Below are 14,471 nucleotides of genomic sequence, written 5' to 3'. Positions count from 1 at the left end.
TTCTGAATTAATGAATTAATTCGTGTGTCATTGATATTGATTCTTTTTGTCCCCTTCTCACGAGGAGAGTGGACTTTTTTGAAATCGTCTATCAATGCTCACACAGATTGTTTGATTAAATTGTTAAAGAGCGTGCCTTTCGGCGAGGTGCGTATAATACGCTAACCTTGAACCTTGTCAACATGTTATTTTAAATTACTTTAAAAGTTTTTGTTGGCTCAAACTCACTGAGTTTGTTGGTTCGGACTCGGTTAGTAACTTGCGTTAGTTGCCTTGTCTGTGGGGTCGCATTATAGGGATCTAAATCACGTTGGCAACACTTTATTACTAATTATTTCAATTAAATGACTGAATGAATAATTACTAAACAAAGTGCTGTTTTGTTAATCATTATTTGTTGAATTGAGTGGCTATGATAGGTTTACTTTGTTTATTCGAAAAGAGTTTATCGGCAACAACACGAGTTATTAGAAAGCCTAACGTAGCAAATAGTAATGAAACGACAATTAATATTGCCTCATCTACATGAAATAGGCTTTTTATTAATAGCGCACTACCAATAAAGAAGAATAAAGGTAATAGGTAGATTAAAGAGGCGCTTTTAATTAGGTCGCCATTGCTGATTTGTAGTTCGATAAACTGATCAACCTTCATTCCCTCTTTATAAGGGAACTCAAAATATTGGCTTTTATCTGAAAATGCTTTAGATACCACACCCACACCACAATTTGTTTGATTATGACAAGATGAACAAGCTGATTTAGAGATACACTCAATACGCGCAACGGTTTCACCCTGCACTTGTTCAATCGCAATAATTTTACCCGTTTCAGTGATCATTTTTTACTAAACTCATTGATTTAACTAAACGTTGCGCAGTAATAGCAGGAATATCACCCACTACGTTAATTTCTATATTACCTCGTTGCTCTGTATATAAAACCGTTGCACCACGTCGAATCAATTTTTGGTTTTTATCGAGGGCTATTTTTTTAGTTGATATATAGATAGAGACATTAACAATGCCATCATTAAGCAGAATATACGAGACGGGTTCATTTTCATGCATCACTAATTTATGTTGATCATCTTTTATGATATCAAAACCATTAGGTAACCAATTTGGTTGCCATTGCGAACTATTATCAGTGGTTAATTGTGGAATATGCACAATATCAGGCAGTGTTTGTTGAGTTAACTTTTTTAACCATGGATTTATATCATCGGAAACATTAAGTGAAATAACCATTACCTGCTCTAACACAGAATTAGATTGATTTAGTGTATCTAAACGTAAAGGAAGATTAGATTTCAGATCACACCAAACCACATAACTGTGCCGATATTTATCTTTACTGATCATTCTGATTGCAATGGACTGTTTTCCTGCAATACGCCCTTTTCCTAGAATGACATATTCATAGTTATCTTTACCCTTTTCATAATCAAAGTTAGCAACATTTGCAAAAACACTACGATTTTGATGCGACTTCAATGTATATGCGGGCGTACCTTGCTCAAAATAACTAATATTACCGTTGAATTGCAGTGATTCTCGAATCGCTCCATTGAGATAGCGAAAATAGGTAATTTGTTGATCAGCAACCACACCATGAATTAACTGCATCGGTTCAAGTTGACTTTGTAAACTGCTTAAATAGAGGAGTTCGTAGTTTTTCTGTTGATAAGCTTGTTGCATTAATTGCAGGTATTCAATCGCGGTGTATTGTTCTTTCTGCTCTATCGAGACTGGCTCTTTACCGTCAAGCTCGATTGCCAAACTCAAAGGTGTCAAAAATAGCAACAATGTTGCTACTAACGCAGTAAAGAGAGAGGGTTTCTTCATGGGTTACCTGTCTTTTATTTATGGTTGTATTTGTAACTGTAATTGGTGATCTTTTAATAATGCTTCTAAGCGCTGATGACGCGCTTGTAACGCTTGCTTTGTTTGATTAGGGTTCGCTTGCAAACTAACAGGTGAAACCATACCACCAAAAGGTGTTGTATTTAATACCTCAATACCTCTATTTTCAACCGTGGGTTGTGTAGTAATAAGACTGGTCATCACTACCACACCCGCCACAGAAGCGGCAATCGCATATTGACCAAAACGTTTTACGAATGAAACAACATTAGTTTCAGAACGATCTGATTTAATCGCAGTCACCGTTGCTAAAACAGGTTGTTGTTTAATCTCTGCCATCACTTGCGCTGTGATATCAATATTAATCGTAACGTCACTGCGCATCACATCACCAATCAACTGGTAGCGAGAAAATATCGCTTGCTGCGCTTGGTCATTAATCAATGCATCTAATGATTGTCTTTCAACATTTTCATTATCAATCAAACTTGAAAGTTGTTGGTTAATTTCTTTCATGATTTTCTCATTACTCTTCTAATAAAGGTGCTAACTGCTTATCAATGGCCTCACGCGCTCTAAATATACGTGAACGTACTGTACCAATCGGACAATCTTCTATTTTTGCAATTTCGTCATAACTCATGCCTTCAAGCTCTCGCAGTGTAATAGCGGCTTTAAGCTCAGCAGGTAACTGCTCAATCGCGTTCATGATCACGCGTTTTATCTCTTGAGAGCGTAAAATTCCCTCTGGCGTATCTGCCTCTTTAAGCGCATCACTGCCATCATAACTATCCGCCTCCATTGCATCGATGTCAGATGCAGGGGGGCGACGGCTTTGACTGGTCAGATAGTTCTTTGCGGTGTTAACCGTAATACGATATAACCACGTGTAAAATGCACTATCGCCTCGAAAAGAGGGAAGCGACTTATGCACTTTAATAAATACCTCTTGCGCAACATCGGCAATATCGCCTGAATTACGCACATAACGCGTTAATATGTTCGCTACTCGGTTCTGATATTTACGAACCAACAATGTAAAAGCTTGTTGCTCTCCATTCTGAATACGCTGAATTAACTGAAAATCTAAATCACGCTCATTCATTGAGCTTATCTACCTATCATTATATTAGCCTTATTGGCATCTACAGTTATGACTCAACTTTAAAAAGAAAGTTCCAAACTATTGCAAAAGAAATCATTTTTTGGATAAACTGCACTCATACTTCATTAACTGCAGAGCATATAGTGCCATGACAGAAAGTAAATCAATAACTGCACAACAATACAACTGTGACATATTAATTATTGGGGCAGGGGCATCAGGCCTTTCACTTGCATTGAAATTAGCCCCTCACGCAAAAGTAAATGTATTAAGTAAGGGCAAACTTTCCGAGGGCTCTACGTTTTATGCTCAAGGAGGCGTAGCTGCCGTATTTTCTGAATCGGACAGTGTAGACTCGCACGTTGATGATACCTTAATTGCAGGTGCAGGATTATGCGATGAAGAGGCGGTGCGCTTTACGGTGAGTAATGCCAAAGAGAGCATGCAATGGTTAATTGATACTGGTGTTAATTTTGATACCGAAGTCGATAAAGAGGGCAATACCCAATTTCACCTGACGCGTGAAGGCGGACATTCACATCGCCGTATTTTACACGCGGCAGATGCAACAGGCCGAGAAATTGAAAATACGTTGCTTAATGCGGTTAAAAAACATAAAAACATCACCTTGATGGAAGGTTTTAATGCCATTGATTTGATCACTAGCCGTAAACTGAACTTACCCGCGAACCGTGTTTTGGGCGCTTATGTTTGGAACCGTAATGAAGAACGCGTCGAAACCATCAAAGCACACTTTATAACCCTTGCAACAGGTGGCGCAAGTAAAGTATACCAATATACCAGTAACCCAGATGTTTCAAGTGGGGATGGTATTGCGCTGGCTTGGCGTAGTGGTTGCCGTATCGCCAATATGGAATTTAACCAATTTCACCCCACTTGTCTCTTTCATGCTGACGCTAAAAACTTTCTATTAACGGAAGCGTTACGTGGCGAAGGTGCGCACCTTCTGCGCCCAGATGGCACTCGCTTTATGCCTGACTTTGATGAACGCGAAGAACTTGCTCCGCGTGACATTGTGGCACGTGCTATCGATTATGAGATGAAGCGTTTAGGCGCTGATTGTATGTACCTTGATATCAGCCATAAACCTAAAGAATTTATCGTTAAACACTTCCCCACTATCTATCGCCGTTGTTTATCATTAGGGATTGATATCACCCACCAGCCAATGCCTATTGTGCCCGCTGCACATTATACTTGTGGTGGCGTGATGATCGACCATCACGGACAAACGGACATTGATGGTTTATATGCCATTGGTGAAGTCACTTACACAGGTTTACATGGTGCAAACCGCATGGCTTCTAACTCACTGCTCGAATGTATTGTTTATGCACACGCTTGCGCAAAAGATATTATTAACCGTATCCCTTTTTATCAAGAGAGAAAGTTTGCTGATATTCCTGCTTGGGATGATAGCCAAGTAGAAGACTCCGATGAAGAGGTGGTCATTCAGCATAATTGGCATGAACTACGCTTATTTATGTGGGATTACGTGGGTATTGTACGCACCGATAAGCGTTTAGAACGCGCCTTGCGTCGTGTGCAGATGCTACAACAGGAGATCAACGAGTATTACAGTAACTTCAAAGTGGGCAACAATTTATTAGAGTTACGTAATTTAGTACAAGTCGCTGAATTGATTATTCGTAGCGCAATGTCACGCAAAGAGAGTCGAGGTTTACATTACAACTTAGATTACCCTGAGCAGATAGATAATCCCAAACCCACGATTTTATGTCCACAGAATGATTAATACCATTCCGCTTAATATAATGATCAGGTTTTACGTAGGATAAATTGCTAAGGTCAGGCACATGATGCGTAATAAGCAAAACGGTCATTTGTTTTGTACAGTGTTCTGTTTGACGAAGTCAAATAGAACCGCTGACTATGGTGATTGAATGCAACGCAGGTATTAGTCATTTAAACCAGTAAAAACGAGCAGTTACTTAGGCGGATTGACATAAACTAACTTCGCCCGCTATTTATTAGGCGGGCGATTAAACGATACTGCTCTTCAGTAATGGCATCTTTGTAGATAGTCAGAAACTGTTTACTGGTTTTCTTGGCAAAAGGAGAGCCCACAATGTCTAACTGTAAAAAAATAAAAAAACCATTATAAAAAGAGTGCGCTCCAATCTTTCCACTGTAGACCTTACTGGCTAGCACCCTTTCCAGTGCACCCGATTCACTCAATAACAATTCATCTTGTTGCAAGAATGCTTTTCTGGCAGCAACAAATGCAATCGCCAGCAGTATTAAGTAAAAAAACAGCGACAATGCATTAAGTGATACCACCAATAACGACATTAAAATAACAGAGAGGTAAAGCAGGAAGTTAACAAAACCTGCACAATAAGAGCGCTTAACGCTAATTTTATACTTTAACGCGCTTGAGGATAACATCGATAATCTTTGTTAACTCAACATCAGGGCAGGTTTTGTGTCCCATAAACCACGCAAAAAGGTCTGGATCTTCACAGGTCAATAAGCGCTGAAAAGTAAACTGGTCTGCATTTGATAAATCATCAAATGCTTCTTTTACAAAAGGCATAAATAACACATCTAATTCCAACATTCCCCGACGACACGCCCATAATAAACGCGACTTATTAACCACTTCAGTCATTTTCATTTTCCTACTTAATAATAAATATCTACCAACATCATAACAACAACAATTTATTAGTGGCAACTACTGACAAAATAGGTTGTGAGCTATACCATTGTAAAAAATATAAACGAGGCAATTATGCGCAAACTGAGTGAATTAGATAATATCAGCCAACTACCCGATTTAGTTTTATGTCCACTTGATAACTGGGATCTTATCTGCGTAAAAGGTGATGATCGTATCAGTTTTTTACAAGGGCAGTTAACCTGTGATTTAAGCAGTTTACAACCCGGGCAACAAACCTTAGCTGCTCAGTGTAATCCACAAGGTAAAGTTTTTAGCGTATTGCGCGTTATCATCTTAGAAGACAGGGTATTATTAACACAGCCAAGTTCCATAACGACACGCCAACTACCTGAACTGAAAAAATATGCTGCTTTCTCTAAAGTAGAAATTAGCATTGATCCTGATTACAGAGTTTTTGGATTAGCAGGCTGTAAATCAGCACAGTATATTGCAGAAAAAGTAGATATCGCCGCCACACATGATCAAAGCCGTTTATTAGAGAGTGGTACAGTGATCATCAAACAACCTTACCCCTCACTGCGTTATTTAGCGATCATGAAAAATTCGGTAGCAGAAGAACTCTTAGACGATCTAAAAAATCGCGCTGAGATTTATGACGATAGCTTATGGAACGCCATGAACATTGCTTCTGGTATCGGTTTTATTGAGGAGAAAACTTGTGCCTCATTTATTCCACAGATGTTAAACCTACAAGCATTAAACGGCATTAGCTTTACCAAGGGTTGTTATATCGGACAAGAAACTGTTGCCCGCGCAAAATATCGTGGCGCGAATAAACGTGCGCTGTTTATTTTAACGGGTCGCGCAACTGTCGCCCCTAAAGCCGGTGATAATATTCAAATGTTAGTGAGCAATAACTGGAAGCGTATCGGCATGGTTATTTCAGGTTGCCAATATGGAGATGGTCATATTGAAGTACTGGCCGTATTACCGAGAGATTGCAGCCCAGAAAATGTGTATCAAGTCAAAGAAATAGAGGGCTCAACACTATATTACGCACCACTTCCCTACACAATTGAAGAGGCTTGAAGTTGCAATTTTAATCCCTGAGTAAAATCGGGGATATTTCCCAGACCTGCAAAATAATGTTATGATGCTCACACTTTTTGTACCACGTTTTTATCAAAACATTTCCAACGTTGTATTATCCTAACCAAAGAGCAGGTTCCCCATTGAGCTGTGAAATAATCAGATTACGTGACAAAGCGAATAAATTTAATCGCTTACGTATTCAGTCCGCACAAGGATTGATGAGAGAAGATGAGTTGAATGTGTTTCAATCATTTCCGCTTCTGTTTCATTTCAATCTGCCAACACTGCCTGGTTATATTAACGCTGATGTACCAACGGGCATCTGCCAATTTGAAGTTAATGAAACACACCACCAGCTCATCAATTATTTCCTACATACCGATCTGCCAAGAACAACATCAGCACAAAACGATATTATTGGCTTGTATGCGATGGGCAGCACCTCTTCAATAGGACAATGCTCGGAAAGTGATTTTGATATCTGGATCTGCTACCCCAACCAACTCAACAGCCAACGCGTTAAACTATTAGAAGAAAAATCATGGTTAATTACTCACTGGGCAGAAAGCTTAGGCGTAGAGCTTAACTTTTTTCTCATCCCAGACAATAAATTTCGCATTGATAATAATGCAGGCATGAGCAAAGACTCCTGTGGCTCTTCACAACATATGGTTTTATTAGATGAGTTTTATCGTACCGCGCTACGCATTGCAGGAAAACCTATTTTATGGCGCGTTATTCCGATAGAGCACGAAGAAAATTATAACCAATATGTACAAGCACTTTATGATAATGACACAATTAATAAAGATGATTGGTTAGACTTAGGGGGCTTTCACCGCATTCCTGCAGAAGAGTATTTTGGCGCCACACTTTGGCAACTCTATAAAGGCATCGACACCCCCTATAAAGCGGTATTAAAAACTATTTTGATGGAAGCTTACTCGTGGGAATATCCTAAAACAGAATTAGTCGCCATCACCTACAAAAGACGTTTTCAAACGCAAGAATATTACGATGAACGACTTGACCCTTACTGCTTAATGTTAGAAAAAGTAACCGCTTATCTTATTGAGATCAACGATCTAAAACGCTTACAAGTGGTACGAGGTTGCTTCTATCTAAAAACAGAAGAGAACCTTTCCAAAGTTTGTTATAACGACAATAGCGCGTGGCGACGTACCATTTTAAATAAATTTGTTAATCAGTGGGGCTGGGTTGAAGAGCAAATTGCCGACTTAGATAACCGTAAAAATTGGAAAGTAAACGAAGTTACCAAAGCAAAAGATATTCTGCTCGAAACGTTGATGACCAGTTATCGTAAACTACTCTCCTTTGCACGTGATAATAATATCGGAGAATCGATCAGTGCGGAAGATATCGGCATATTATCACGCAAACTCTACGCTGCACACGAAACACTGCCCGGTAAAGTGGATCTTATTAACCCTAATATTTCTCCCGATCTTTCTGAGCCAGACTTAAGCTTCATCCAAGTACCAGAAGGGCGAAAAAATAGCGCAGGTTGGTATCTTTATAACTGCTCAATGGATGCACACACCTTAGTTAACACACCAACACTGATGTATGCCAAATATCTCTCTAAGATTATTGCTTGGTGCCATATGAACGGCTTATATGAAGAGGAAACAAAACTACACCTTTATAATCAAGGATCTGATCTGGTTGATAAAAAACTCAACCTGTTTATAAAAGACTTGTACTCAGTGTTTCCAGTTTATGTGCCCAAAGCCAGCAACCAAGCCCTTAGTCAACCTTGTGAAATCAAACATCTTGCTATTTTTTTAAACGTAGAAAAAGATCCCACTCGTCACTGGAAAGATGCCCACGAATCTGCTGACATTGAAAATGGCAATATTTTATCTTATGGGCAAGACAATGAATGTTTAGTGGGCAGTATCGACCTTATCTACCGTAACTCTTGGAATGAAGTACGTACTTTACACTTTGATAATAACTATGCAGTGGTAGATGCACTCAATACTATTTTGGGTAAGATGCATCAAGATGCGCGCCCACCTGAACAAATAGACCTTTTTTGTTATAGCCAACACTTTCAACAGCAGATAAGTGATACTTTTAAAAATAAACTCGAAGAGTATATCCAACTACGTTTAGATTCTATTTCACAACGATCAGTGCAAACACTATGGACTGGTGGCAGAAAATTTGGTTTTTATTTTGAACGCACAGGCGTTTCTCTACAACATTTACAAAGTACCGTCGATATCTACAGCCATATCTCCAAGAAGAAGGTATCTACTAGTGCAATTAATCTCAAAAACACCTTTTTTGAGCAAACTGCAGAGGTGATTGAATCACATATCAGTGAAGGATTAATTCAGTTCTTTTTTGAAAACTACCCAGACGGCTTTAATGTATATATTGCTAATGCAAAAAATGAGGTTGAAAGTTTCCAAAGTTTTGCAGGCAGTAAAGATGACTTAGTGCAAAACGTAAACCGTTTTTATGCGTCTAATAGCCCTGATAGTAGTACATTAAAAGAGCAGATAAACTTTAATCTGCCACAATTTTATGAGATTGAATTAGGCGAAAATGACCAATTGCAACTCTCCAGTTTTAAAAGTAGCTGTAAAAGTGCAGAGCATGCCTTGCACTAAGCATATTACTCAGGGCATAATCCATATAATCATTAAAATAATTCAACAAAACCTTAACAACATGAAATGAAACAAACAAAATGAGTATTTCATTCATGTAACATCAGACTTCTAGAAGTCTATTTGCCATCACTGACAACAACCGCTAAAATGTCCTTTCTAATATTATGGGTTAAATAAGCAAGGAACATCATGTCTAAAGATTGGAACGGTGAATATATCAGCCCTTATGCTGAACACGGCCAGAAAAGTAAATTAGTTAAAAAGGTAACGGTATCGATTCCCAACAAAGTATTAAAAATACTCACCGATGAACGCACTCGTCGCCAAGTTAACAATCTTCGCCACGCAACCAATAGCGAGCTACTGTGTGAAGCCTTCTTACATGCTTATACTGGGCAACCACTACCTGAAGACTGTGATCTAGATAAAAACCAAACTTCTTTAGAAACATCTGAAAGCATAAAAAAATAATCACTTACCTACCCGGGTAGGTAGTTACATTTTATTTTATAGCCTTTATAATACTTTGACATAAAAAGACTTAATATTATGCAAAGGTATAATTGTATGGAAGCTTTCCAGTTTTATAAAAAACAAAACGCACTGGTACATATCAACATCAATAATCCCTCATTTAACACTGAAAAAGTTCAACTTGTTGAACAGGGGTTTGAACGCGTTGGTCGCGCTGTAGAAGCAGAAACCAGCTATGCAGCCTTTAATAAGTTCAAATCTATCCATCAAGACGAACAGCAGTTCACTAATAGCCACCTTTTTGTTCATGCCACACTGGTTTAAAGGAGGGATTTATGGCTTGGTATATCTATTTAATAATAGCGATTGGTGTGACACTACAGTACTATTTTGTATTCTACTCTCCTCGACAAGATGAGGATTGGCGTAAACTGCCCTTGTTAGCAGAATATTTAATACAACACCCCGAGTGTAAAACAGACGATGATGAAAATGCACGTTGTTACCACTGTGAGTCAAATAAAGTACTTTTTCAGCCTCTGACAACTCATGCAGACCCCCGTTATAAACATATCTGCTTAAACTGCAAAACCATTCTATTTAGAAGTAAATCGATTATTTAATCATTCCATTGTAAATAACCCTCGCTCAGGGTTATCCCAGTATCGAGCATTTAAAATCCCGATACTGGGACTTTTTCCTACAAAAAAATGACATTAAAAAATTATATCCATTTAAACAATGCATTAAAGCTTAGAGTGGTACTTGCTTACTCAATAACTTACAGCACAATTCAGGCCAACAAAAATACCTGAAATGTCAAATAACTTTCTAAGGAAAACCATGAGAACCATTAAAAAAGGGGTTATAACCCTCATTACACTATTTACCTTAACGGCATGTATGAGCTCTAGCCCCAATCCAGAGAATAGTTTTGCAACCATCAGCGAAGCAACACTTGATAATGGTTTCAGCTATGCGATTCACGCTAAACAAGAGAGCTCACAAAAGATTCAACTACGCCTCTTTATCAAGTCAGGCTCGCTAAGTGAAACAGAGCAACAACAAGGTTATGCACATCTTCTGGAACACATGGCGTTTAACGGCACCAAACATTTCCCTAAAAACAAAATTATTGAACTGTTTGAAAAATCAGGGTTAACCTTTGGCCACGATATCAATGCTTACACTAGCTTTACAGAAACCGTTTACACTTTAAGTGTGCCCGTTGCTGATAAAAAGCTACTCAAAGAGACGCTGCTTTACCTACGTGATGTGCTTACTGACATTGAGTTTGACCAAGCAGAGCTGGATAAAGAGCAGGGTGTGGTACAAAACGAATACCGTGTAAGTGTGCCACAAGAGAAACCCTATTATTACGCGCTATTTGACGATTACATTGCCACTAGCCACTATCAATCACATCTCCCTTTGGGCACCTTAGAGAGTGTCGGAAATAGCACCGAAGCAGGCGTTAAAGCCTTTTATAAACAGTGGTATCGCCCTAATAATGCCAAACTATTAATTACGGGTGATGTCGATAGTGAGCTGACTAAAATGCTTATTATTGATACATTTTCCTCGATAGCAAGCAGTCACAATGAAATACAACAAGTGGTTCCTGATGCGCCCAAATTAAAAACAGCAAGCAAAGCATTTAGCAGTAAAGTGATCATCTTTTCACAAACCGATCTGTTTTTTGAGGTCCCTCAACTTACTATTACCAACAGTGAACAGCTTAGCCAAGCGATTAAATTGGATCTGCTTGATAACATGCTTAACTACCGTTTAAATGTACTTAATAGTGAGTTAAAACATCCCTTTAACGAGATCTCTTTTAGTTACCTGCGACTGTTAAATAACCAATCGTTTAAGAGCATAACCATAAGTTATCAAAAGGAGAACGTCAAAGAATCAGTGATTTTCATTGCCCAAGAGCTAGCACGATTACAGCAACATGGCTTTAGCCAAGCAGAATACGCCCTGCAATATGAAGCATTGCAAGCACAGCAAAGCGAACTAAAAAATAACTATCTTAACCAAACATCCGCCCAAATAGCCAACAGTGTCATTAACTCATGGGCAAACGGTAACACACTATTTAGCTATGAATTAGAACAACAAGCTTACCAAAACGCGTTAGCAACCCTCAGCTTAGATGAGATAAACCAACTGACTCGTACACTGATAAAAAGTCCTAAAAAGCTCACCTTTGCTTACACTGATGTCGCTTTGCAACCTGAATTTTTAATGGCTGATAAAAACTTTGCTAAGTACTTTGAGCAAACCATTGCAAATACCAGCATCAAGATAGAAAAAGTGGTATTTCCAATAATAAAAAGAACGAGCGCGATCAGCGCGATAAAAAGTGAAAAATTTTATCCGAAAAAACAGATCACCCAACTTGCCTTGCATAATGGTGTGGATGTTATATTACAGCCTGATTACAGCGTTAAAAATGCCATCAGCATGAGCTTTACTGCGCCAGGTGGTACAAACACATTAACTAAAACACAAATAGCAGCCAACACATTGTTAATAAACAGTTATATGAACAGTGGCCTTGCAGGTTTATCGCCACAAGCATTACACCAAAAAATGCTTAGTGCTAAAGCGGTTTTAACACCTTTTAGCGTGGCTAATAGCCATGGTTTTACCATGCAATCGGTGAATAATAGCAAGAGCCTAAAGCTATTGTTTTCGATGTTATACAGCGCCATCAATGACGCAACCATAAAAACAAAGATATTCGCTTTGGAAAAAGCCAAGTTAATTGATCAACAAGAAAGTTATTTAGCACAACCCACCACTAACACACAGATCAAGCTATTAGAAGCACTCTGGCCCAACAGTCGCTACCAACATGTGTTCAGTGTGGAAGAACTGCAAGTAATACAGCAGAGTGATGTGGAATCCCTACATGCGCTATTTTTTGGCAGTGTCAATGGCTACAAATTGACCATTGTTGGTGACTTTGATGTTGATGAGATGAAAACACTTATTGTGCAATATATCGCGCCACTACAGGGTGGAAAGTTGCATCAATTTAATCAACAACCACAACCGCTTATTCAGCAAGCCACTAAAATTAATGAAACAACTAATCCACAAGATAATGCCATTGTGAGTTTTGGCACGGTAACCGATAATAAAAACCACAGTATTAAAGAGGTTTATCAAGCCGATTTAATGCGCCGTATCATCACTCAGACGTTAAACAAAGAGATTAGAGAGAAACTATCACTCACTTACACCCCTTCTGTTTATGTTGCTGATCAACAAGCAGGTAATAACTTTACCGAAGTGTTTATTCAGATGGTCACCAAAGTAGAAGATGCACAACAAACCCAGCAGGTTGTTAGTGAGATAATTAATGATTTTGTCAGCAAAGGCATCACTAACGAGCAACTAACCGATCACCAGCGTGGATTAACACAAGGCATGTTATCTAACCTACATAAATCCACCGACAGACAATGGCTTTTACACCGCGACCATCTACAAGGGTTTGAATTAGACTCCACGGAGAATGCAGAAGCGATTGTAAGTAGTATCTCACTGGCAGATATGAACCAGTTTATTAAAATTTATTTAGATCCAACTAAAACGGTGCAGATGATCAACATTCCCAAATAATAAACCTGTTCCCGATTTATGAATTAAAAAAGCCCCCTGCTTTATTAAAAACAGGGGGCTTTTTAATGCTTAGCTTTTATTTTCTAACCAAGCTTGTCCATATGTACATCCATTTGTGGGAATGGAATTTCAATGCCCGCTTCATCAAGGCCATTTTTAATCGCTTCCATTAACGCAAAACGCACAGGCCAGTAATCCTCACTGTTTACCCAAGGACGCACCACTAGATTAACACTTGAATCACCTAATTCAGCAACGGCGACTAGGACTGCAGGATCTTTTAATACTTTAGGATTAGCAGCAACCACTTTTTCTAATACCGCTTTGGTTTTAGCAAGATCAGCACTGTAACTCACACCAATCATCAAATCGATACGACGTGTTGCTTTGCGTGAATAGTTAATGATGTTGCCACTAAGAATAGAAGAGTTAGGAACAACCACAAATTTATTATCAACCGTGACTAACGTTGTTGCAAAAATTTGTACTGACTCAACACTACCCGCAATGCCCGCCGCTTCAATATACTCACCGGCTTTAAATGGACGCAATACAATAATTAATACGCCAGATGCAAAATTTGAAAGTGAACCTTGCAATGCTAAACCAATGGCTAACCCAGCGGCACCAATCAGTGCAATAAAGGAGGTTGTTTGCACACCGATACGGCTCAATGCTGCGATCACAACAAATGCAACAATAACGTATTTCACCATGTGGGAAACAAAATCAACAATAGTGATATCAAGCTTGCGCTTAGTTAACACTTTATGGAATCCACCCGCGATTAGTCGCGCAACAAGCATACCAAGAAATAGTGTTAAAAACGCAGCAACTATATTTAGCCCATATTCAATTAATAATCCTTGGTTATTGTTCACCCACTCAACACCATTAGCCATAACATCCACACTGTTTTCTAAACGGTCACCGATCAACTCACCTGCTGTTTCTGCAACATCTGGGATTATATTTTCATTTGCCATGCTT

At 38.8% G+C, this 14,471-nt stretch carries 14 protein-coding genes; 7 read left to right on the top strand and 7 right to left on the bottom strand.

Annotation, left to right across the window (positions count from 1 at the left end; genetic code table 11):
• Positions 1-390: 390 nt before the first annotated feature.
• From G322_RS0104205 to rpoE, 4 genes are read right to left on the bottom strand one after another with little or no spacing between them, the layout of a single operon-like run.
• Entirely contained in the window at positions 391-840 is a 450-nt protein-coding gene (locus G322_RS0104205; RefSeq protein ID WP_022940562.1) for a SoxR reducing system RseC family protein, read from the bottom strand.
• Complete coding sequence (locus G322_RS0104200; RefSeq protein WP_022940561.1) at positions 830-1,846, bottom strand: MucB/RseB C-terminal domain-containing protein; 1,017 nt, start codon at positions 1,844-1,846, stop codon at positions 830-832. Before G322_RS0104200 ends, G322_RS0104205 begins: the two co-directional genes overlap by 11 nt.
• A gap of 18 nt (positions 1,847-1,864) precedes the next feature.
• Positions 1,865-2,380: a sigma-E factor negative regulatory protein gene (locus tag G322_RS0104195; RefSeq protein ID WP_022940560.1), complete on the bottom strand. Its 516-nt coding sequence runs from the start codon at positions 2,378-2,380 to the stop codon at positions 1,865-1,867.
• A gap of 10 nt (positions 2,381-2,390) precedes the next feature.
• Positions 2,391-2,969 carry an RNA polymerase sigma factor RpoE gene (rpoE, locus tag G322_RS0104190; protein ID WP_022940559.1) on the bottom strand — a complete coding sequence of 193 codons (579 nt, stop codon included), beginning with the start codon at positions 2,967-2,969 and terminating at the stop codon, positions 2,391-2,393.
• Between the two features lie 148 nt (positions 2,970-3,117).
• On the opposite strand from rpoE, the gene nadB reads away from it, so the two are divergent.
• Positions 3,118-4,746, top strand: coding sequence for an L-aspartate oxidase (gene nadB, locus G322_RS0104185; protein WP_028866403.1), 1,629 nt, complete (start codon positions 3,118-3,120; stop codon positions 4,744-4,746).
• Between the two features lie 215 nt (positions 4,747-4,961).
• On the opposite strand, the gene G322_RS0104180 is transcribed toward nadB, so the two are convergent.
• Together G322_RS0104180 and G322_RS0104175 are read right to left on the bottom strand one after the other, a co-directional pair.
• Positions 4,962-5,399 (bottom strand): protein YgfX, encoded by a 438-nt coding sequence (locus tag G322_RS0104180; protein WP_022940557.1) that lies wholly within the window; start codon positions 5,397-5,399, stop codon positions 4,962-4,964.
• Positions 5,371-5,622, bottom strand: a complete 252-nt coding sequence (locus G322_RS0104175; RefSeq protein ID WP_022940556.1) for an FAD assembly factor SdhE — start codon at positions 5,620-5,622, stop codon at positions 5,371-5,373. Before G322_RS0104175 ends, G322_RS0104180 begins: the two co-directional genes overlap by 29 nt.
• A gap of 123 nt (positions 5,623-5,745) precedes the next feature.
• Here G322_RS0104175 and ygfZ point away from each other — a divergent pair, with 123 nt between their 5' ends.
• From ygfZ to G322_RS0104145, 6 genes are all read left to right on the top strand, one after another.
• Entirely contained in the window at positions 5,746-6,723 is a 978-nt protein-coding gene (gene ygfZ / locus G322_RS0104170; protein ID WP_022940555.1) for a tRNA-modifying protein YgfZ, read from the top strand.
• Positions 6,724-6,866: 143 nt separating this feature from the next.
• Positions 6,867-9,368, top strand: a complete 2,502-nt coding sequence (locus G322_RS0104165; RefSeq protein ID WP_022940554.1) for a class I adenylate cyclase — start codon at positions 6,867-6,869, stop codon at positions 9,366-9,368.
• A 192-nt stretch (positions 9,369-9,560) separates the two neighbouring features.
• Positions 9,561-9,842 (top strand): met regulon transcriptional regulator MetJ, encoded by a 282-nt coding sequence (metJ, locus tag G322_RS19895; RefSeq protein WP_022940553.1) that lies wholly within the window; start codon positions 9,561-9,563, stop codon positions 9,840-9,842.
• Between the two features lie 96 nt (positions 9,843-9,938).
• A complete protein-coding gene (locus tag G322_RS0104155) occupies positions 9,939-10,169 on the top strand; it encodes a hypothetical protein (protein WP_022940552.1) in 231 nt (76 codons plus the stop codon).
• A gap of 11 nt (positions 10,170-10,180) precedes the next feature.
• A complete protein-coding gene (locus G322_RS0104150; protein WP_022940551.1) occupies positions 10,181-10,468 on the top strand; it encodes a hypothetical protein in 288 nt (95 codons plus the stop codon).
• Between the two features lie 220 nt (positions 10,469-10,688).
• On the top strand, positions 10,689-13,481 hold the full coding sequence (locus tag G322_RS0104145; RefSeq protein WP_022940550.1) for a M16 family metallopeptidase: 2,793 nt from the start codon (positions 10,689-10,691) through the stop codon (positions 13,479-13,481).
• 83 nt (positions 13,482-13,564) lie between these two features.
• On the opposite strand, the gene mscS is transcribed toward G322_RS0104145, so the two are convergent.
• Positions 13,565-14,467, bottom strand: coding sequence for a small-conductance mechanosensitive channel MscS (gene mscS, locus G322_RS0104140; RefSeq protein ID WP_022940549.1), 903 nt, complete (start codon positions 14,465-14,467; stop codon positions 13,565-13,567).
• Positions 14,468-14,471: the final 4 nt, after the last annotated feature.

The sequence above is a fragment of the Psychromonas hadalis ATCC BAA-638 genome (genome assembly GCF_000420245.1).
Classification (GTDB): domain Bacteria; phylum Pseudomonadota; class Gammaproteobacteria; order Enterobacterales; family Psychromonadaceae; genus Psychromonas; species Psychromonas hadalis.
This window is presented reverse-complemented; position numbering and strand designations above follow the sequence as displayed.

Bases quoted from the DNA above. Each gene is read 5' to 3' on its own strand.
- mscS (WP_022940549.1), bottom strand. From the start codon at position 14,467: ATGGCAAATGAAAATATAATCCCAGATGTTGCAGAAACAGCAGGTGAG.
- G322_RS0104145 (WP_022940550.1), top strand. From the start codon at position 10,689: ATGAGAACCATTAAAAAAGGGGTTATAACCCTCATTACACTATTTACC.
- G322_RS0104180 (WP_022940557.1), bottom strand. From the start codon at position 5,399: ATGTTATCCTCAAGCGCGTTAAAGTATAAAATTAGCGTTAAGCGCTCT.
- G322_RS0104200 (WP_022940561.1), bottom strand. From the start codon at position 1,846: ATGAAGAAACCCTCTCTCTTTACTGCGTTAGTAGCAACATTGTTGCTA.
- G322_RS0104155 (WP_022940552.1), top strand. From the start codon at position 9,939: ATGGAAGCTTTCCAGTTTTATAAAAAACAAAACGCACTGGTACATATC.
- nadB (WP_028866403.1), top strand. From the start codon at position 3,118: ATGACAGAAAGTAAATCAATAACTGCACAACAATACAACTGTGACATA.
- rpoE (WP_022940559.1), bottom strand. From the start codon at position 2,969: ATGAATGAGCGTGATTTAGATTTTCAGTTAATTCAGCGTATTCAGAAT.
- metJ (WP_022940553.1), top strand. From the start codon at position 9,561: ATGTCTAAAGATTGGAACGGTGAATATATCAGCCCTTATGCTGAACAC.
- G322_RS0104205 (WP_022940562.1), bottom strand. From the start codon at position 840: ATGATCACTGAAACGGGTAAAATTATTGCGATTGAACAAGTGCAGGGT.
- G322_RS0104195 (WP_022940560.1), bottom strand. From the start codon at position 2,380: ATGAAAGAAATTAACCAACAACTTTCAAGTTTGATTGATAATGAAAAT.
- G322_RS0104175 (WP_022940556.1), bottom strand. From the start codon at position 5,622: ATGACTGAAGTGGTTAATAAGTCGCGTTTATTATGGGCGTGTCGTCGG.
- G322_RS0104150 (WP_022940551.1), top strand. From the start codon at position 10,181: ATGGCTTGGTATATCTATTTAATAATAGCGATTGGTGTGACACTACAG.
- ygfZ (WP_022940555.1), top strand. From the start codon at position 5,746: ATGCGCAAACTGAGTGAATTAGATAATATCAGCCAACTACCCGATTTA.